Below are 20,465 nucleotides of genomic sequence, written 5' to 3' on the forward strand. Positions count from 1 at the left end.
CTGCGTTTTTTTTACGTAGGTATATTAAATTACAAAAATTATAACCTACACTATTATAATTCTAACGCTATGAATTAGATAATTTTTGTTTGTTTTTTGTTGGTTGATGTGAAAGTTTCCTGCTTATTTATCTAACGAGATACGCAGGGACTTTCCTTTTACCTTCATAACGAAAAATTAAAATGCAATGTGTTAATTAAATTCAATGAGGTGTATTTAATTTAAGGGATAAAATCATTTCATAAAAAAGCTCAGACAAGTTGTCTGGGCTTTGTTTTTTTAATAATATGGTTTCTTTATTGGTCTATTAGAATTGGTAAAGCTTCAAAAATAGCGGACTCTATGGGAGTTCTATTTGTTGGGTTAATTCGGGAGGTATAATAGTTTTGGTGCTTATTGCTCAATCGTCACTATTTTAATCGTCTATCGAACGTGCATGGTTCTTTAAAGCTTTCAGGAGGGGTTTAAACCCATAAAATAAAACAGTAGTCATTACACTTAAGTTAGTGGTTCCTTACGTTATAAAACGAATAAAATTCAGTCATAAAAAAAGCTCAGAGGTTAGTCTGAGCTTTTCGCTAATTTATATAAGGTTATTTCTTTTCTAAGCGTCAATCACACCTAAAGAGTACAATTGTTCCATAGTTGGCGAAGCGCTACCACCAGCTGGCTCTAAAGTAATACCAAAGGCTTGAGATTCGTTCGTGTTTTCTAAACGGAATATTTTATTAGTATCCGATTTAAAATCATCAATAGTACCTAAACTCGTTGGCGCTAATGGATTTAGTGTTAAGGACCAGACCTGATAGACTTTTCCTTCCGGGGGTTCTGGTAAGCCTTGTAAATCTAAATAGACGGTGTCATCTGTTTTATCCCAATACACTTTTGCATAGCCTTCAGGATAAACAGCCTGACCTGCCAGAGGTATTGTTATGATATTTTTATCTCTAAAGACGTTTAGAATTTGCTTGGTATCTACTAAATCAGAATTTAAATCTTCTATTTGAATTTCTAAAAATTCTTTAGAGGTCTGTACCGTTTCAATTTGTGAATTTAAAGACTGGTTTTGGTTAACCATCCATAATAATCCACCCGCCAATACAATAGAAGCTGCCCAACCGGTATAAGTAAACCAATTGGATTTGTTGTTAGTCATAGAAACGACTTTCGTTTCATTTGAATCACCGTTAAAACCTAACGCTTTTTTTATGGTATTAAAAATTTGTTGTGAGTTTCCAGGTGAAACCTGTGCCGTTAACTTAACAATTGCAGATTCAATATTTAAAACTTCCTGAAGGACTTCAGTATGTTTTAACATCATATTGTAAACTTCCAGATTTTCTTCATCTGATAATTTTCCAGCTACATAGAGCTCTAAAATTCCGCTGTTTATATAATCTTGTGTATCCATTATTCTAAAACCATTTGTCTTAATTCGCTAATACAATTTCTATTTCTAGTTTTAATTGTACCTATTGGCATGTCTAGCGCTTCTGATGCTTCTTTCTGTGTATAGCCTTTAAAGTATAAAAGTTCGATGACCTTTTTACAGTTTTCGGCTAGCTTTGTCACAAACTTTGCGATACCAATGGCATCGGTAGAATCGTTAAGGCTTTCATGCGTAGGCAGTATATCTACGAAATATTCTGCATTAAGGTTTTTAGAACTGTTTTTAAAGCTTTTAGAACGGGTCTTGTCTATGGCTGTATTTCTAGCGATATTAAGAATCCAAGTAAAAAAACGCCCTTTTTGGGCATTGTAGCTATCGGCTTTATTCCAAGCTTTTATAAAGACATCTTGCATAAGTTCTTGAGCAATATCATGATCTCTTACGATATTGTAAATTACGCCATGCATGCTTTCACTATACATATTGTAAAGTGCTTCAAATGCTTTTTCATCTTTATTCTGAAAATTGACGATTAGGGTGTCTAATTGCATCTATTTTTATTTAATATTACTTTTTATTGAATGATTCCACCACAACTTACACGGCTTCCTGCAGCACCACTAGGTTGAGAGGTGAAATCATCTACGCCTTGGTGTACAATTACTGCTTTTCCAAGAATGTCTTTGTTTGCATCACCGCAACCAATACACCATTCGTCTGTAGAAAAATTAACTACTGCCATCCCTTTATCGTCTGCAGTAAAATTACCAATATCTCCTTTGTGGTAACCCGCAGTATCTCCCCATTTTCCATGCGGTTGGTTTGTGGGGTTCCAATGACCACCTGAAGATTTTCCATCGTCTGAAGAGCAGTCTGCTTTTTCATGTAAGTGTATTGCATGTTGTCCTGGATCTAAACCTTCTAATAATGCGACCATAGCAACTTTGCCATCTTCTTGATTAAAGACAATATTGCCTTTTACAGAGCTCTCACTCTTAGACGCCATTGTTAATCTTACCTTTGCATTTTTTACTGCTTCTACAATAGGTTCATCCTTTTCTATTTCTGTAATGGGCTCATTTTTTTCTTTAACATTTTTTTTACAGCCAGTTGTAAATAATAAAGCAAAAACTGAAGCTAATAGAATTAATTTTTTCATGTTATCTTTTGTTTTGATTAAGTCTGAAAGTTAACGAGATAATTAGTCAATTGCAAATTCTAAAGGACTTTTAAGAGCGATTTGTGATCTGTGCTACTGCGCTTAATTACGCAGCAAAAAAACCTGTTATTGTTCTTCAGAGCAGGACTTCTCATTTTAATTTAAAAGTTTTAGTGGGTTTAAAAAGGGAAAGGTCTAAGGCTTCCATTTTAGGTTGGTATGCTTTCCAATCGCTTTCATAGAAGCTGTTAATTTTTGAAAGTAAATCATCTAGTGCTGTTTTTGCATGCTTTAGTAAGGTTGTTTCAGTAGTTGTTATGCCATTTTTACGTGAACCTATATAGCTTGAAGCCAAACCAATTCTAGAATTTACCGTTGGAATAGAACTACGCGTAATACCTTGTCTTTCATCTTCTTTTCCGAAGAAAATATCCTGAAGTTCCTCAATTTTTTTGATAATGTCTTTTGAAGCCGTTATCTCTTCCTTGTATTTTTTTGCGTCTAAGGCTTTTAATTCTTTTTGAAATTTAGAGGCTATTTCTTTACTTTCGGCTAGTTGCTGCATGGCATCTGCAGCGGTTTGCCTCATAGTTTCTATAGTTTTTAAAGTGGAATAAACAGCATCTTCATTTTGTTCAGAAACCGCAATTCGGGGGTCGTTTTTAACAGTAATCTGTGTTTCTGCAGTTTGATTGCCATAGGTTATTACTGTACGATAAGTCCCTGCTTTTACTTCTATGCCACCAGGTTCTCTTTTATTTTTATTAATCTCTTTGGAAGGATAATCGACCCCTTTTTCACGTAAACGCCAGGTCCAGGTATGTAATCCTGTAGTATCTGGTGTTTTTTGTTTTAGGGTACGTATGAGCTTGTCTCCATTATAAATATTTAGGGTTATTGAATCCCATTTAATTTGGTTTTCATCTTTCGGAGTTTCTTCACTATCCAGATCTTCATCATCTTCTGTTTTTTTAGCTTCTTTATCTTTTAAGTCTTCTGTTGGTTTTTTAACTTGTATATAGTATTGAAAACGGGCACCAGAACCACGATTGTTGCCACTAAATATTGCATCGCCACCAAAACGACTCCCTGAAGCTTGTTGATAAGATGCTTTGTAAGCCGTTGGTGGTGTAAACAAGGCTAGTTTTTTAGTTAAAACCTGCTGGTCATTAGCAATGGCGCGTAACGGACGAATATCGTCCAAAATCCAGGCAGCTCGACCAAAAGTTCCAATAACCAAATCATGCTCACGTGGGTGAATCACTAAATCTTTTACAGGAACCGTAGGGAATCCTTCGGTCCATTTTAGCCATGTATTACCAGTGTCTATAGAAACGTAGAGGCCATCATCTGTGCCTAAAAAGAGCAGATTGGATGCTTCAAGATCTTCAATAATACATAGGGCATAGCTTTTTACATCATTGCCATCAACAATGCGTTCCCATGTTTTTCCGTAATTCTTTGTTCTGTAGGCGTAGGGTGCATAATTAAAGCGTCTGTAATCGTTTGCAACTAAGAGCGCTTCCCCTTTATTCTTGTTAGAGGCTTTTATCTGAACAATCCAACTTCCTTTAGGTAAGTCGACTAAATTTTTACTAACGTCTGTCCAGCTATTACCGCCATTTTGAGTAACATGCACACGCCCATCATCTGTACCAACCCAAAGCATGTCTTTTTCAATAGGAGAGGGTTCGATAACTAAAACAGTACAATGGTTTTCTGCTCCCGTAGCATCAATGGTTAATCCGCCACTATCTTTTTGTTTTTGTTTTTCAGGATCATTAGTAGTTAAATCTGGAGAAATAATAGTCCAAGTCTCTCCTTTGTCTGTAGATTTATGTACAAATTGACTTCCGAAATAAAGGGTGCTATTATTAAAAGGATCGCTATTTATAGCAGCATTCCAATTAAAACGTAATAAAACATTGGCCTCAGGATGTGTTGGCCTTACGCCATAATTATCACCCGTTTGCCAATCGTAGCGACTGACGTAACCTTGCTGACTCATGGTCCAGCCATAACGCGAGTCGTCACGGTCTGGAATCACATCAAAACCATCACCAAAGCTAATCTCTTGCCAATAACTATTTCTAATGCCTTGCGCACGCCAAACATAAGCAGGACCTCTCCAAGAACCATTATCTTGCATGCCACCATAAACATTGTATGGGTAGTCATTATCGACATTAATATGATAAAATTGGGCGACTGGTAAATTACCTACAAAGCGCCAAGATTGGCCACCATCTTTGGTAATATTCATACCACCATCGTTACCATCAATCATGAAATTTCCATTTTCAGGATGAATCCACCAGGCATGATGATCTGGGTGTACGCCATTACTTACGCCGTAAGCTGGCATCAACTGTGTGAAATTCTTTCCTCCATCTTCACTAACATTGATATAAGTAAAAACCGAATAGACGCGATTTTCATTTTGTGGATCCACATAAATTTCAGAATAGTAAAAGGGTCTGTTCCCGATATCACTTTTTTCATTGATTTTTTTCCAATTAAAACCACCATCTTCACTTTTATAAAGCGCATTCTTTTTGGCTTCAACTAAAGCATAGACGATATTGGGTTTGTTTCTGGCAATAGCCACGCCAATACGCCCTAAATCCCCTTTTGGAAACCCCTCTTTCTCAGTCATCTTTTTCCATGTTTTCCCACCATCATGTGTGATGTGCAAACCAGAACCTGCTCCGCCAGAATTAAAAAACCAAGGGTCGCGCTTATGTTCCCATAGTGTGGCGATTAATTTGTTTGGATTTGTTGGATCCATCACTAGGTCTGCCGCTCCCGTTTTGTTATTAGCAAATAAGATATTACTCCAGGTAAGACCTCCATCATTAGTTTTATAGACGCCGCGCTCACTGTGTTCTCCCCAAGGACTTCCAATAGCGGCAACATAAACAATATTAGGATTGGTAGGGTCTATAACGATACGATGAATATGGCGTGTTTTTTCTAAGCCCATAGACAACCAGTTTTTTCCACCATCTAAAGACTTATAAATACCATAACCACCATTTAGACTGTTTCTGGGATTACCTTCACCTGTACCTGCCCAAATCACACTAGGATTGGATTGCTGAATAGCTACAGCACCAATGGAAGCTGTTACTTCCTTGTCAAAAATAGGTTGCCATTTTACACCTCCCGACGTTGATTTCCACAGGCCGCCAGAGGCAGTACCTACAAACATTATGTCTGGGTTGCTATGCACAGCATCAATGGCTGTTACACGACCAGACATGCCTCCAGGACCAATGTTTCTTGGCGGATTGTTTTTTAATAAGTTCATTGAGAATTCTTGAGCAGAAAGGGTGGTAATACAAATAAAAAGTATTAGCGATAAAATGCGTTTCATTCGGTTTTTTTTTGATTTGAATCTAAAGGTAATAAAATCTGGCTCTTTTTTCATAAAGACTTGTTAAGGCTGGAGTAGAAGACTATAAAATTGTCGTATTTTTATACTTCTATGAAAAATGAAAAAAACATGCGAAAAGGGTTTGTATTTAAACAATACGAAGCACCTTCACAGTCGCCTTTCGAGAAACTCTTCGATATTTTTAAAGAGTTAATTACCCATACTTCAGGGGATTTTGATGAAGCCATAGATTGGTTGCGAGAGTTGGATAAAGAATACGATTTAACGACACCAGAGTATACTATTGATGATTTTATTGAAGACTTAAAAGCGAAAGGATATATTCGCGAAGAAATTAAACCAGACGGCTCAAAAGGCACTGGTATTACTGCAAAAACAGAACGTGCCATTCGCCAGTCGGCTTTAGATCAAATCTTTGGACAAATAAAAAAAAGTGGTTCTGGAAATCATAAAAGTAAGGGTGTTGGCATAGGAGATGAGCACACCGGTGATTTTAGAAACTATCAGTTTGGGGATAGTTTAGATAAAGTGTCTATAACCGAAAGTCTTCGAAATGCACAAATAAATCATGGTATTGCAGATTTTAACTTGACAGAAGATGATTTAGTGGTTGAAGAAACGACTCATAAATCTCAAATGAGTACCGTACTTATGATTGATATTAGTCATAGTATGATTTTATATGGTGAAGATCGTATTACACCGGCTAAAAAAGTAGCCATGGCTTTAGCTGAATTAATTACCACGCGTTACCCAAAGGATACTTTAGATATTTTGGTTTTTGGAAACGATGCCTGGACCATTCAGATTAAAGATTTACCCTATTTAAACGTGGGGCCTTATCATACTAATACGGTTGCAGGTTTGAAATTAGCTATGGATTTACTCCGTAGAAAACGGAATACCAACAAGCAAATTTTTATGATTACCGACGGAAAACCCAGTTGTTTAAGATTGCCAGACGGGACGTATTATAAAGATAGTAATGGGCTTAATCCATACATTACTAATAAATGCTATGCACAAGCACAGCAAGCCAGAAGATTACACATTCCCATCACTACCTTTATGATTGCGCAAGATAATTATCTTATGCAGTTTGTAGAGGAGTTTACTCGAGCCAATCAAGGGAAAGCCTTTTATACCGGTTTAAAAGGTTTAGGTGAAATGATTTTTGAAGATTACGAAACGAATAGAAAAAAGAGAATAAAAGGATAAAAGAAAGTTAAGAGTTACAAGTTAAACCGTACACGTTTTGCTTACTCAAATGAAAAAGAATATAAAGAACTATGGATATAAAAAGTATTAAAACTTTAGGCGATTTAAAAAAATCTGGATACAAAAGCAAATCGATTAAAGAGGAGTTAAGAGCTAATTTAATAGAAAAAATAAAGAACAAGCAAACCACCTTTGAAGGGGTTCATGGTTATGAGAATACCGTGATTCCAGAACTGGAACGTGCTATTTTGTCGCGACATAATATTAATTTTTTGGGTTTACGCGGACAAGCAAAAACGCGATTAGCACGATTGATGCTTAATTTATTAGATGCGTATATTCCCATCGTGGAAGGTTCTGAAATTAATGATGATCCAATGCAGCCCATTTCTCGTTATGCGATAGAATTAATTAAAGAAAAAGGAGAAGATACGCCAATTTCATGGCTACATAGAAGTGAGCGTTTCGCTGAAAAGTTAGCAACACCAGATGTAACCGTAGCCGATATTATTGGTGATGTGGACCCTATAAAAGCGGCAAACTTGAAATTAAGTTATGCTGATGATCGCGTGATTCATTACGGGATGATTCCAAGAGCTAACCGGTGTATTTTTGTGATTAATGAGTTGCCCGATTTACAAGCCAGAATTCAAGTGGCCTTATTTAACATTTTACAGGAAGGTGATATACAAATAAGAGGATTTAAATTACGCCTGCCTTTAGATATGCAGTTTATTTTCACAGCAAACCCTGAAGATTACACCAATAGAGGGAGTATTGTTACGCCTTTAAAAGATAGAATAGGCTCGCAGATTTTAACGCATTATCCTATGGATATTGAGACTGCAAAAACAATTACAGCACAAGAAGCGAAGTTAGACGCTAGACAAAAAGAACAAATTCACGTCCCGGAATTAGCTAAAGATTTATTAGAACAGATTGTATTTGAAGCGCGGGAAAGTGACTTTATAGATGAAAAGAGTGGCGTAAGTGCACGTTTAAGTATTACCGCTTATGAAAACCTATTAAGTACTGCCGAATTGCGTTCTTTAAAAGGAGGAGATGATAAAACAACGGTTAGACTATCAGATTTTTTAGGGATTATTCCTGCTATTACTGGTAAAGTAGAGTTGGTATATGAAGGAGAACAAGAAGGTGCAGCACAAGTCGCTTATAACTTAATTGGCGAAGCCGTTAAGAGTTTGTTTATTGAATTTTTCCCGAAGATTGAAAAGTTAAAGAAACAAGAAGATGAAAGCCCTTATGATGATGTGGTTTCGTGGTTTTTTAATAATTCTGACGGTTTTGAGTTGCTGGATGGTTTAAGCGATAAAGAATATAAAGCCTTGTTGGATACGGTAACACCTTTAGATGATTTGTTAGCAGAACATCAACCAAATACAACAAAAGCAGAAAGCTATTTTGTTAAAGAATTCGTGCTTTGGGCTTTAGTAGAGTACAAGCAATTAAGCAAATACAGATTTACAGAAGGGATTCAGTTTAAAGACCCTTATGGTAGTTTTATAAGTGGCATTTAAACAATTTTAGTGATGATCTGCACTTCATTGTGTAGGGTTTTATGAACAGGGCACTTATTGGCAATCTGTAGTAGTCGTTCTCTTTGTTTACTGTCTAAAGCCCCTGTTAATTTAATTTCACGATTGAAAGTGTCTATTTTTGCAGCAGTGTTTTCACAGTTTTCACAATCTGCAGCATGCACTTTACCATAGCTGGTATGGACCTCTACGTTCTCTACCTTCCAACCTTTACGTGTTGCATACATTTGAATAGTCATAGCTGTACATGCAGAAAGACCTGCAGAGACTAATTCATAAGGTGAAGGGCCAAAATCGTTTCCGCCATAGCTTACAGGTTCATCTGCGGTCATATAATGATTGCCTACTTTCATAAGTGTTGTGAAACCATCAGCTGCGTCTAAGCTCGCAATGACTTGATGTTTTGTTGCTGGTTGTTCGTTTTTTGGGGTATCGACGTAACGCTTAGCCCAATTAGCAATTATACGACCTACATAATTAGAGTCTTCTTTTCGCATGAGCAGATGATCTGCTCCGTCTATAGAAATGAAACTTTTTGGATGATGCGCGGCAATATAAAGGGCTTCTGCATTCTGTATGGCTACTATGGTGTCTTGTGGCGAATGTATCACTAATAAGGCTTTGCGTAAGTTTTTTGCAACTTCAGGTAACGACTGATTTTCTAAATCGTCTAAAAATTGTTTTTTTATTGTAAACTCGCGACCACCTAAATTAACCTTCGCTTTGCCATTAGTCTTAATTTCAGCAAGGCTGCTTTGTAATAAGTGTTGAACGTGTTTTGGGTTGGAAGGCGCACCAATAGTTGCAATGGCTTTAATAGACGCTATTTTAGCGCTGGCAAAAACAGCTGCTGTTCCCCCTAAAGAATGTCCGATAAGCAGTGTAGGAGCAGCATAATTTTCTTTTAAAAAACTTGCGGCACTTATTAAATCTTCAACGTTTCCAGAGAAATTAGTATTCTCAAAATCACCGTCACTTTCACCTAATCCCGTAAAATCAAAACGTAATACGCCAAAGCCATTTGCAGTTAATGCGCGGCTTATGTTTTTAACGGCAGATAAGTTTTTAGTACAGGTGAAACAATGTGCAAAAATGACATAGTTATGAGGGTGCTGATTTATTGGTAGTTCTAATCGCCCCACCAGTGTTTGTTTTTCCGAGTTTAAAAAAGATACGTTTTGAATGTTCATGTTTTATAAAATTAAGCACTGTTTGTATTGTAACGAAATTCTTTTTTTGCGCACACGAGCTCTTCGTCGTCTAAAATAATTTCCTCTAACATTTTGAAGCACTAAAATTTAGCTTAAGACCTTAGTGATACCAGGTCTTAGTTTCTGTTTAATTGCTATCATTTTAGATTTATAGTCTTCAATAATAGAAAGAAAACCTTTTATATGTATTGGTTTCAAAAACTGTGTCACCTCTTAAAAAACTAATATTTTCATTAGCTCTGAAACCGCTATGCTCTTTTTGTAATATTTATAATTGAGATCGTTGTTATGTAGTTTTCAGTACGGTTTCTAATAATAGTAAAACTTGTCTTTGATTATTTTTTTTTAAATGCCTTTAACTTCATTATTAAGTAGAGGTTTAATAGGAATGATAAAACAAATAAAACAGATAAACCAGAGACTAATTTTTTATAATAAGGGGCTTTTTTATCAAAAGGCTGGGGTAAATCATAAAGCCATTTGTTAAGAATTTCATCTTTTTCTTTAACTGTGATAGAGTTATTACCTTTCTTAATAATATCTGTAAGTATGGGCTTGCCTTTACTAATGCCAAAGCTTAATTCACTTTTATAAGCTATGGCATTTTGTACTGTTAAATTAGAAAAACCTTCTTTAGTGATAAAATAATTAATAGCACTTTCTATTCCAATCACGGCTTCTACTTCATTATTGAAAAGGGCATTAATACAGGCTATTTCATCTGGTTTTAAAACACGAATGATATCTGGATGTTTGTTCCTTATATATTCTTCTATAGAGTAGTCTTCGCAAACACAAACCTTCTTACCATATAAATCTGTGATTTTTTTATTTTGACTGTCATTTTTGGTTAGTATAATATGCCTACCAATAAAAACAGGTTTAGTAAAATTTAAATACTTGCGTCTTTCTTCAGTACTTTGAATTTCAAGAATAACATCAATCTTATTTTTTTTTTGATCATCTATTAATAGTTGCCAATCGGTATAGTATTTTTTTTTAAAAGTATGGCCTATATTACTTTCTAACTTATTAAAATATTCTATTAATATTCCATTAACCTGCCCATTTTCAGTTATAAATTCAAAAGGGGGATAGTATATATAAATACCAACTGTGATGTCTGGATTTTGAGATAAGTAATTTTCTTCTACTTTCGATAATTGCGTTTTAGAAGTACAGCTAAATAGTGAGATACTACAGCATAAAAGAAAAAAATAGAATAGAAGAAAAGGCTGGTTTTTCATTTTAATAGCGTTGGTTCCCTCAATTTACTATATTTTATTTAAAAATGAACACTTAAATTTTACCAATTATTTCTTGATTTCACGTTTTCATGACAAAGTTTAATAATTTCTAAAATTCTCTTTTGTCTGGTTTCCTCACGTTTGGCTTGGTTTAACCAATATAAATAGCTTTTTCTATAGGACGGGGCAAAATTATTGTAATTTTCTAAAGCCTTTTTGTTTACATCAAATTGAAGTTTTAAATCTTTGGGAATCACTCCGTTTTCAACAGCGTCTAAGGCAGTCCATGAACCATTTTTCTTTCCAATCGCAATGCTTTTTAAACCACTTTCATGGATTAAGTTTTCAGCAAGTAATGCTTCAATGTGCTTTTTATTTAAGGCACTCCAAACACTTTTAGAACTGCGTTTACAGAAATATTGCCTGCGTTTTCCATTACCTAAGCTTTTCACGGTACTATCAATCCAACCATAACACAACGCAACTTTTACAGCTTCTTCCCAGCGCATACTCTCATTGTCGTGTGCTACTTTAAAAAAGATGAGGTAAATGCCATTATCATTATCATGATTATCATGCAGCCATTCACGCCATGCGCTATCATTTTTAAAATAATGTTCTTCTAATGCCATTACAATGATTTAGATTCAACATAAAAGTTCCTGTCAGTAGTAAAGGGCATTTTATTGGAAGCCATTTTTAATTTTTGCCATTTTGAAGTTGGTGTAATCCATTGTTCTTTGTCGCCTGTTTTAATGCGTATGGGCATTTTGAAATCAGCTACGGTATTAGTCCATCTGTATCTAAGAGATTTTTTTTCTATGGAATATTCCAGAATAGGAATACGAATAGCTCTTAAATACTGATTAAAAAAGGCGTTTAACTCCAAACCAGAAGCTTCGGCTAAATAGTTTTCTATTTGACTGGTAGTTACTGTTTGATGGTAAAAGGTTTTGTTTAAACCACGCAATATACTGCGCCATTTTTCGTCATCATTAACCCATTGGCGTAAGGTGTGAAGCATGTTTGCGCCTTTGTAATACATGTCTCCCGAGCCTTCACTATTTACATTATACTTACCAATAATAGGTTTGTCGTTGCTCACGTTTTTTCGTGTGCCAATAACATAATCAGCCGATGCTTCTTTTCCATAGTAATAATCTAAAAACAAATTTTCAGAATAGGCAGTGAAGCTTTCATGAATCCACATATCTGCGATATCTTTATAGGTAATGTTGTTAGCAAACCACTCATGGCCAGATTCATGTATAATGATAAAATCGAATTTAAGCCCCCATCCCGTTTGAGACAAATCTTTACCCAAATAGCCTTGCAGGTATTGGTTGCCGTAAGTTACAGAACTTTGATGTTCCATGCCTAAATAGGGCACTTCTACTAATTTAAAGCTATCTTCATAAAAAGGATAAGGCCCAAACCAATGCTCAAAGGCTTTCATCATTTTTGGAGCATCCTTAAAATGTTCCTTCGCCTGCGTTAAATTGTCTTTTAAGACATAGTAATTCATATCTAAATCCCCTTTTTCACCCTCATAAACTTCAGAGAAATTAGCATAATCCCCAATGTTGATATTAACACCATAATTATTTATGGGGTTATCTACAAACCAATGGTAGGTTTTGGTATCATCCTCTTTATCTTCAATTTTTCTCAATCTGCCATTTGAAACATCCATCAAATCTTTTGGAACATTTACGCTAATGAGCATACTGTCTACTTCGTCGTACATGTGGTCTTTATTAGGCCACCAAACGCTCGCGCCCAGGCCTTGACAAGACGAGGCTATAAAAGGATTCCTGTTAGCATCTTTTTTCCATGAAATACCGCCATCCCATGGGGCATTGACGGCTTCTTTGGGATGCCCTTTATAATGGGCTTCTAGGGTATTAATGTCACCAATGTTTTGGAGGTCTTTGAGGGTTATAAAATGCGCATTCCCATCGTGTTTTATGGCTAATTCCTTACCATTTTGAAGCACTTTTGTAAGTTCCAATGGTGGTTGTAAATCTATTTGTAGTACCTGATTTGGTTTCAATACTTTATAGTGTATGGTGTTCTTTCCAGAAATGGTCTTTTCGTCTGGATTGATTGCGATATCTAAATGATAATAGGTTAAATCCCACCATTCGCGTTCTGGCGTAATAGTACCTCGAAGTGTGTCCTGTTTGCTGAAAGTGTTTTTGTCTTCAAGTAAACCCTGAGCTTTTAAACTGGAACAAAATACAAGGCCTAATGTTACGATTGATAGAAAAGTTTTATTCATTTTTTTCTAATTATTTCATGATTTGATTTGGAAATACCACTGGGCTTTCAAAGCCGTCTTTTCCTACGGAAGCGATTCCGAAGAAATAATTGTCAATCACAATCCCTTGTAATAGAAATGTTGATACATCACCAACATAGCGACTATAATCCCAGGTTGGCGATGTGGTAGCTCTCCAATAGATTTTATAACCTACAGCCCCGTCTACTTTATCCCATTTTAATTTTACTGAAGGTTCTACGATACCACCAATAGTGACGTTTTTTGGCGCCGGTGGGGCAGACGCTAAACTGGCCAGATTTAATGCATTAACAGCCGTTAATTTTTTTGCATACTCAAAATTTACATGTGCAATAATATCACCATATGCAAGACCATTTTCTTCACGGAGGTCTTGATGTTGTTGCGTATAATTTTCGTGGGCTTCCATAATACGAATGCCTGCAAACCCCAGGTCGTTAAATGGGCGATGATGCCCGCCACGACCAAAACGATCTAATCTGTAGATCATCATTGGGTTCATTTCTGGCATATAGATGTTTACATTCTTATGCACATAACGTGCTAATTGACGCGAAATACCATCAACTTCACCACCATAAAACCGACGCCTTTTTCGTTCTTTTTCTGTTTCGTTTGCTGGCACTGGCTCAGAGAAAATCCTGAAGCTGCGGTTATCAATAACACCATCAACGCCCTTAATGTTTCCAATCATGTCATTATTTAACACCCCAATAATATCCCAATTATTAGCTTTAGCATATTGTGCAAATCCTGCACCACCAAACAACCCTTGTTCTTCACCAGAAAGCCCAAGATAGACGATACTAGTTTCAAATGTATAGTTTGATAATACCCGAGCTGCCTCAATGGTGCCTGCCATTCCAGAAGCATTATCATTAGCTCCAGGGGCATCTTTTGTAAATTCCATAGTGTCACTACCTCGAGAATCAATATCACCACTCATTATAATATAGCGGTTTGGATATTTTGTGCCTTTTTGAATCGCAACAACGTTAACGACCCAAGCGTCATGTGGCACGCGACGATTACCTTCTTTAGTGACCAAATCTTTTTGATAGAAGACTTTTAAACAGTGATCACATGCTTTTGAAATACTATCAAACTCAGATTTTATCCAACGTCGGGCAGCACCAATACCTCTCGTGTTTGATAGGGTGTCACTAAACGTATTCCTTGTGCCAAAATTAACTAAGGTTTGAATGTCTTTTTCTATCCTTTCTGCAGAAACCGCCCCGATGATATCATAAATTTTTTGATTGGTTTGCGCGGAGAGTACTATTGAAAAAAGTAAAAAAGAGAAAAGATAGTACTTCATCAAATGAATTTTTCTCTAAAGTACTAAAAATAAAAAAGCCGCTTCATTTCTGAAACAGCTTTTTCAAGGTAATTAAAACTAATAATTATGTTTAGAAACAGTATTTGTTTTCTGCTTTAACTTTCTCAGCAACTTCCTTACGTAAATCTACAATGTCTGGGTAGTTAGCGTACTTTGTGAAACGCTTTAATCCCATTAACATCATACGTTGTTCATCGCCTTCAGCAAAAGAAATAATACTTTCTTTTCCTTTTTCTTCTATAATATCAACAGCGTGATATAAGTATAGTTTTGACATCGCTATTTGAACCGATTGTGAGGCCTCACCAAAACGTTTAGCATTTTTTTCTGTTCTTAAAATAGCAGATTCAGCCATATAAATTTCTATCAAGATGTCTGCAGCAGCAATTAATAATTGTTGGTGCTTTTCAAGATTCTGACCATATTTTTGAACGGCGCCACCGGCGACCATTAAGAACGTCTTTTTAAGCTTCTTAATCATTTCTTTTTCTTCTGAAAACAATTCAGAATAATCTGGCGTTTCAAAAGATGGAATGCCCATCAATTCTTCTTGTACAGCTTGTGCAGGACCTAAAAGATCTACTTGACCCTTCATTGCTTTTTTCACTAGCATACCTACACAGAGCATTCTGTTGATTTCGTTTGTCCCTTCATAAATACGGGCAATACGTGCATCTCTCCAAGCAGATTCCATTGGCGTTTCTTCAGAGAATCCCATACCACCAAAAATCTGGATACCTTCATCTGCACAGTTTTGTACATCTTCAGAAACGGCTACTTTTAATATTGAACATTCTATAGCATATTCTTCAACCCCTTTAAGCTCAGCTTCCTGGTGCGTGTTTCCAGCAGCCTGACGTAAAGCGATGCGGTCTTCAATGTTTTTAGATGCTCTATAGGTTGCAGATTCACCAGCGTAAGCACTTGCTGCCATTTCTGCTAATTTTACTTTGATAGCTCCAAAATCAGCAATAGGTGTATTAAACTGCTTACGCTCATTTGCATATTGCACAGCAGTTGTTAAAATACGACGTTGTGAATCTAAACAAGCACCAGCCAATTTAATACGACCAACGTTAAGTGCGTTCATTGCAATTTTAAAACCTTCACCACGGCCCGCTAACATGTTTTCTACAGGAACAACGGTGTCATTAAAAAATACCTGGCGTGTAGAGGAAGCGCGAATACCTAATTTGTGTTCTTCTTCACCTAAAGTAATACCATTAGGATTTTTTCCATCATACTCTACAATGAATCCTGTAATGTTTTTATCGTCTTCTATACGTGCAAAAACAATCATCAAACTACAGAACCCTGCATTTGAGATCCACATTTTTTGTCCGTTAATTTTATAAGACTTACCGTCTTCAGACAGGGCAGCCGTTGTTTTTCCTGAGTTAGCATCAGATCCAGCCCCTGGTTCTGTTAAGCAGTAAGCACCAAACCATTCGCCAGTAGCCAATTTAGGGACGTATTTTTGTTTTTGAGCTTCTGTACCATATAAGGTAATTGGCATAGTACCAATACCTGTATGTGCACCAAAAGCAGTACTAAAAGAACCCGTTCCACTTGAAATATAATCACAAGTTAAAAGCGTAGAAACAAATCCCATTCCCAATCCACCATATTCTTCTGGGACGGCAACACCTAGAAACCCTAGTTCGCCAGCTTTACGCATCACTTCTTCAGTTAGTGCAAAATCTTTAGCTTCAAATCGGGCTTTGTGTGGAATAATTTCGCGCTCATTAAATTCCATAACCGCTTCTTTCATCATCGTTTGTTCTTCTGAAAAATCTTCAGGTGTAAAAACGTCTTCACATTTTGTTTCTTTTACTAAGAATTGACCGCCTCTTAATAAATCTTTTTCTTGAGTTGCTTCCATGTTTTTTTTGATTAGAGAAGAAAGAGAATAGATAAAAGGTGCTAATTGAGACCCTTTTGAAATCCCATTATTATCCTTTGAAATTCTTCTATTTTTTCTTCTAGTATTTTTAAAGTTTTGTTTTTTATCTGTTTTTAGTATGCTTCTTTCGCTATGTTAATTGAGAAATTCAAATATCCCACATGCGCCTTGACCTGTACCTACACACATGGTGACTGCACCATATTTGCCTTTCATATCGCGTTTGCGCATTTCATCAAACAACTGTACTGATAATTTTGCACCTGTACAACCTAGAGGATGTCCTAAAGCTATAGCACCACCATTTACGTTAATGATATCAGGATTTAAATTTAACTCTCTAATAACAGCTAAAGACTGTGAAGCAAAAGCTTCATTCAACTCTATTAAGGATAGATCGTCTTGTTTTAAGCCTGCTAGTTTTAATGCCTTTGGAATTGCTTTTACAGGACCAATTCCCATAAGACGTGGTTCTACACCAGCGGCGGCATAGTTTACCATTCTGGCGATAGGTTCTAGATTTAGTTCTTTAACCATATCTTCACTCATTACCATCACAAAAGCTGCGCCATCACTCATTTGAGAGGAGTTACCAGCAGTTACACTTCCGCCAGCAGCAAAAACCGCTCTTAGTTTCGCTAAGGCTTCTTTACTGGTTCCAGCACGTGGGCCTTCATCTTTAGATACGGTGTATTTTTTTGTCGCTTTTTTTCCGTTTGCATCAATATAGGTTTGCTCTACTTCAATGGGAACAATCTGGTCTTGAAAACGATTTTCGGCTAATGCTCTTAATGCTTTCACATGAGAATTATAGGCAAATTCATCTTGGTCTTCACGAGACACGTTGAATTTTTTGGCAACCGCCTCAGCCGTGTTTCCCATGCCCCAATAATAATCTTCGTGACCCGCTTTTACAATCGCATCGTAGTTTAATTCTGGTTTAAACCCCGTCATTGGTACAGAACTCATGCTTTCTGCTCCACCAGCGATAATACAATCGGCCATGCCTGCTTGAATTTTTGCTGTTGCCATTGCAATGGTCTCTACTCCCGAAGAGCAAAAACGATTTACGGTAACTCCAGGAACATCAACAATTTCTAATCCCATCAATGAGATTAAACGCGCCATATTTAATCCTTGAGATCCTTCTGGCATGGCGTTACCAACAATAACATCGTCAATACGCTTTGGATCAAGATTTGGCAATTCATTCATCATGTATTTGATGGTTTCTGCTGCCAATTCATCTGTTCTTTTAAAACGGAACACGCCTTTAGGTGCTTTACCAACTGCGGTTCTGTATGCTTTTACTATATATGCTTGTTTCATTTTTCTTAGTTTCTTAAAGGTTTACCTTTGGTTAACATGTGCTGAATTCTTTCCAACGTTTTACGTTCTGTACAAAGTGAAAGGAAAGCTTCACGCTCTAAATCTAATAAGTACTGTTCGCTTACTAAAGTTGGTTCAGATAAATCGCCACCAGCCATAACGTAAGCTAGTTTATTTGCGATTTTTTTATCGTGTTCGCTTATGTAATGACTGTCTTCCATAGAATCAGTACCTACCAAGAACATCCCTAAAGCTTGTTTACCAAGTACTAGTACATCTTCTCTGTGTACGGGTTGTGTGTACCCCATATCGGCCATGAGTTTTGCATGTTGTTTTGCAACGGCTATTTGACGGTCTTTGTTTACAACAACAATGTCTTTTCCTTTTTGTAAAAGGCCTAAGTCGAACGCTTCGTATGCTGAAGTTGATACTTTTGCCATACCAATAGTTAAGAAATGCTCTTGTAATGTATTTAATTGTACATCGCCTTTTCTAAAGGTATCTGATGCTCTTAAAGTCATTTCTTTAGAACCCCCACCGCCAGGAATAACACCTACACCAAACTCTACAAGTCCCATATACGTTTCTGCTGCGGCTACAACTTTATCTGCATGTAATGAAATTTCACAACCACCACCAAGTGCCATGCCGTGAGGCGCAGAAATAGTTGGAATTGAAGAGTAACGCATACGCATCATGGTATCTTGGAAATACTTGATAGCCATGTTAAGCTCTTCATATTCTTGCTCTGCAGCCATCATAAAAATCATGCCTATGTTTGCTCCAACCGAGAAGTTTGGACCTTGGTTTCCAACGACTAATCCAGCAAAATCTTTTTCAGCCATATCAATCGCTTTATTTAATCCTGCAAGAACGTCTCCACCAATGGTGTTCATTTTAGATTGGAATTCTACGTTAAGAATACCATCGCCTAAATCTTGAACAGAAACACCAGAATTTTTAAAAACCTCTGTTGTTTTTCTAATGTTATCTAATATGATAAATGCATCTTGTCCTGGAATTTTTTCTTGTGATTTTTTCGGAATATCATAGAAATATGTGGCACCATCTTTAATAGAGTAGAAGGTGTCACTTCCAGATTGTACCATGTCCATAACCCAATCTGCAGGCTTTAAACCTTCAGCTTTCATCATTTCAATTCCTTTTTCTACACCAATGGCATCCCATATTTGGAACGGACCATGTTCCCATCCAAATCCAGCTTTCATCGCATCATCAATCTTATAAAGCTCATCTGTGATTTCTGGAATACGGTTTGAAACGTAAGCAAATAATGATGAAAAACTCTTACGGTAGAATTCTCCTGCTTTATCTTTTCCTTTTACTAATACTTTAAAACGGTCGGCTACTTTATCAATTGTTTTTGTTAATTCTAAAGTGGCAAATTTTGCACGTTTGTTAGCTCTATACTCTAAGGTGTTTAAGTCTAATGTTAAGATGTCTTTAGAGCCATCTGCTTTTCTTTCTAATTTATAGAACCCTTGACCTGTTTTGCTTCCTAACCATTTGTTTTCCATCATCGTATTGATGAAATCTGGTAACACAAACAATTCTTTGCGTTCGTCATCAGGGCAATTTTCTCTAATACCGTTGGCAACGTGCACCAAAGTATCTAACCCAACAACATCGACAGTTCTAAAGGTGGCCGATTTAGGGCGACCTATTACTGGTCCTGATAATTTATCGACTTCCTCAACCGTTAAATCTAAATCTTTAACGGTGTTGAACAAGCTCATGATACTGAAAATCCCAACGCGGTTTCCAATAAAAGCAGGGGTGTCCTTAGCAATAACAGACGTTTTTCCTAAGAATTTTTCACCATATTCATTTAAGAAATCTAATACAGAAGCCTCTGTTTTAGGTCCAGGAATGATTTCGAATAATTTTAAATAACGGGCAGGATTGAAAAAGTGTGTGCCACAAAAGTGCTTCTGAAAATCTTCAGAACGCCCTTCGCTCATAAATTTAATTGGAATACCTGAAGTATTCGACGTTATTAGAGTCCCAGGTTTCCTGTGCTTTTCAAGTTTTTCAAAAACCTGTTGTTTGATGTCTAATCGCTCAACGACCACTTCCATGATCCAATCGACCTCTGATACTTTTGCAATATCATCTTCCATATTACCAGTGGTAATTCTGTTAGCAAAAGACGCATGGTAAATAGGAGATGGTTTAGATTTTAACGATGCGGTTAAGGCCTCATTAACTAATCGATCTCTAACGGCCTTGTCTTCTAAGGTCAAGCCTTGAGCTTTCTCTTTGTCATTTAGTTCTCTAGGAACAATGTCTAATAGTAATACATCTACACCAATATTGGCGAAATGACAAGCGATACCGCTTCCCATAATTCCTGAACCAATAATAGCTACTTTTTTAATTCTACGTGTGCTCAT

Annotated in this window: 14 protein-coding genes; 2 read left to right on the plus strand and 12 right to left on the minus strand. The window is 36.5% G+C overall.

What is annotated here, in order from left to right; translation table 11 throughout:
• Positions 1-604 precede the first annotated feature (604 nt).
• The 4 genes from GQ46_RS15875 to GQ46_RS15890 all read right to left on the minus strand — a co-directional run bounded on the left by GQ46_RS15875 (position 605) and on the right by GQ46_RS15890 (position 5,925).
• A complete protein-coding gene (locus GQ46_RS15875) occupies positions 605-1,411 on the minus strand; it encodes an anti-sigma factor domain-containing protein (RefSeq protein WP_044403829.1) in 807 nt (268 codons plus the stop codon).
• Positions 1,411-1,941, minus strand: a complete 531-nt coding sequence (locus GQ46_RS15880; protein ID WP_044403831.1) for an RNA polymerase sigma factor — start codon at positions 1,939-1,941, stop codon at positions 1,411-1,413. The genes GQ46_RS15875 and GQ46_RS15880 overlap by 1 nt, the downstream gene beginning before the upstream one ends.
• A gap of 23 nt (positions 1,942-1,964) precedes the next feature.
• On the minus strand, positions 1,965-2,549 hold the full coding sequence (locus GQ46_RS15885; protein ID WP_044403834.1) for a superoxide dismutase family protein: 585 nt from the start codon (positions 2,547-2,549) through the stop codon (positions 1,965-1,967).
• A 151-nt stretch (positions 2,550-2,700) separates the two neighbouring features.
• Positions 2,701-5,925 (minus strand): hypothetical protein, encoded by a 3,225-nt coding sequence (locus GQ46_RS15890; RefSeq protein WP_044405236.1) that lies wholly within the window; start codon positions 5,923-5,925, stop codon positions 2,701-2,703.
• Positions 5,926-6,036: 111 nt separating this feature from the next.
• On the opposite strand from GQ46_RS15890, the gene GQ46_RS15895 reads away from it, so the two are divergent.
• Both GQ46_RS15895 and GQ46_RS15900 read left to right on the plus strand, forming a co-directional pair.
• Positions 6,037-7,164, plus strand: a complete 1,128-nt coding sequence (locus GQ46_RS15895) for a VWA domain-containing protein (protein WP_044403837.1) — start codon at positions 6,037-6,039, stop codon at positions 7,162-7,164.
• Between the two features lie 71 nt (positions 7,165-7,235).
• On the plus strand, positions 7,236-8,702 hold the full coding sequence (locus GQ46_RS15900) for a sigma 54-interacting transcriptional regulator (protein ID WP_044403840.1): 1,467 nt from the start codon (positions 7,236-7,238) through the stop codon (positions 8,700-8,702).
• Here the strand turns inward: GQ46_RS15900 and GQ46_RS15905 are convergent.
• From GQ46_RS15905 to GQ46_RS15940, 8 genes are all read right to left on the minus strand, one after another.
• A complete protein-coding gene (locus GQ46_RS15905; RefSeq protein ID WP_044403843.1) occupies positions 8,699-9,910 on the minus strand; it encodes a bifunctional alpha/beta hydrolase/OsmC family protein in 1,212 nt (403 codons plus the stop codon). The genes GQ46_RS15900 and GQ46_RS15905 overlap by 4 nt on opposite strands.
• A 356-nt stretch (positions 9,911-10,266) precedes the next feature.
• On the minus strand, positions 10,267-11,178 hold the full coding sequence (locus tag GQ46_RS15910) for a transporter substrate-binding domain-containing protein (protein ID WP_044403847.1): 912 nt from the start codon (positions 11,176-11,178) through the stop codon (positions 10,267-10,269).
• 59 nt (positions 11,179-11,237) lie between these two features.
• Positions 11,238-11,810 (minus strand): YdeI family protein, encoded by a 573-nt coding sequence (locus GQ46_RS15915; protein ID WP_044403851.1) that lies wholly within the window; start codon positions 11,808-11,810, stop codon positions 11,238-11,240.
• Positions 11,810-13,459, minus strand: a complete 1,650-nt coding sequence (locus tag GQ46_RS15920; protein ID WP_044403854.1) for a M1 family metallopeptidase — start codon at positions 13,457-13,459, stop codon at positions 11,810-11,812. Before GQ46_RS15920 ends, GQ46_RS15915 begins: the two co-directional genes overlap by 1 nt.
• A gap of 10 nt (positions 13,460-13,469) precedes the next feature.
• Positions 13,470-14,798 carry a M28 family peptidase gene (locus GQ46_RS15925; RefSeq protein WP_044403856.1) on the minus strand — a complete coding sequence of 443 codons (1,329 nt, stop codon included), beginning with the start codon at positions 14,796-14,798 and terminating at the stop codon, positions 13,470-13,472.
• Positions 14,799-14,889: 91 nt separating this feature from the next.
• Positions 14,890-16,701 (minus strand): acyl-CoA dehydrogenase family protein, encoded by a 1,812-nt coding sequence (locus GQ46_RS15930; RefSeq protein WP_044403860.1) that lies wholly within the window; start codon positions 16,699-16,701, stop codon positions 14,890-14,892.
• Between the two features lie 156 nt (positions 16,702-16,857).
• Positions 16,858-18,051, minus strand: a complete 1,194-nt coding sequence (locus GQ46_RS15935; RefSeq protein ID WP_044403863.1) for an acetyl-CoA C-acyltransferase — start codon at positions 18,049-18,051, stop codon at positions 16,858-16,860.
• 5 nt (positions 18,052-18,056) lie between these two features.
• Positions 18,057-20,465, minus strand: a complete 2,409-nt coding sequence (locus GQ46_RS15940; protein ID WP_044403866.1) for a 3-hydroxyacyl-CoA dehydrogenase/enoyl-CoA hydratase family protein — start codon at positions 20,463-20,465, stop codon at positions 18,057-18,059.

The sequence above is a fragment of the Lacinutrix sp. Hel_I_90 genome (assembly GCF_000934685.1).
Classification (GTDB): domain Bacteria; phylum Bacteroidota; class Bacteroidia; order Flavobacteriales; family Flavobacteriaceae; genus Lacinutrix.

Coding starts and splice junctions, on each gene's coding strand:
- GQ46_RS15875 (WP_044403829.1), bottom strand. CDS start 1,411: ATGGATACACAAGATTATATAAACAGCGGAATTTTAGAGCTCTATGTA.
- GQ46_RS15880 (WP_044403831.1), bottom strand. CDS start 1,941: ATGCAATTAGACACCCTAATCGTCAATTTTCAGAATAAAGATGAAAAA.
- GQ46_RS15920 (WP_044403854.1), bottom strand. CDS start 13,459: ATGAATAAAACTTTTCTATCAATCGTAACATTAGGCCTTGTATTTTGT.
- GQ46_RS15900 (WP_044403840.1), top strand. CDS start 7,236: ATGGATATAAAAAGTATTAAAACTTTAGGCGATTTAAAAAAATCTGGA.
- GQ46_RS15910 (WP_044403847.1), bottom strand. CDS start 11,178: ATGAAAAACCAGCCTTTTCTTCTATTCTATTTTTTTCTTTTATGCTGT.
- GQ46_RS15940 (WP_044403866.1), bottom strand. CDS start 20,465: ATGAGCACACGTAGAATTAAAAAAGTAGCTATTATTGGTTCAGGAATT.
- GQ46_RS15925 (WP_044403856.1), bottom strand. CDS start 14,798: ATGAAGTACTATCTTTTCTCTTTTTTACTTTTTTCAATAGTACTCTCC.
- GQ46_RS15930 (WP_044403860.1), bottom strand. CDS start 16,701: ATGGAAGCAACTCAAGAAAAAGATTTATTAAGAGGCGGTCAATTCTTA.
- GQ46_RS15895 (WP_044403837.1), top strand. CDS start 6,037: ATGAAAAATGAAAAAAACATGCGAAAAGGGTTTGTATTTAAACAATAC.
- GQ46_RS15915 (WP_044403851.1), bottom strand. CDS start 11,810: ATGGCATTAGAAGAACATTATTTTAAAAATGATAGCGCATGGCGTGAA.
- GQ46_RS15885 (WP_044403834.1), bottom strand. CDS start 2,549: ATGAAAAAATTAATTCTATTAGCTTCAGTTTTTGCTTTATTATTTACA.
- GQ46_RS15890 (WP_044405236.1), bottom strand. CDS start 5,925: ATGAAACGCATTTTATCGCTAATACTTTTTATTTGTATTACCACCCTT.
- GQ46_RS15905 (WP_044403843.1), bottom strand. CDS start 9,910: ATGAACATTCAAAACGTATCTTTTTTAAACTCGGAAAAACAAACACTG.
- GQ46_RS15935 (WP_044403863.1), bottom strand. CDS start 18,051: ATGAAACAAGCATATATAGTAAAAGCATACAGAACCGCAGTTGGTAAA.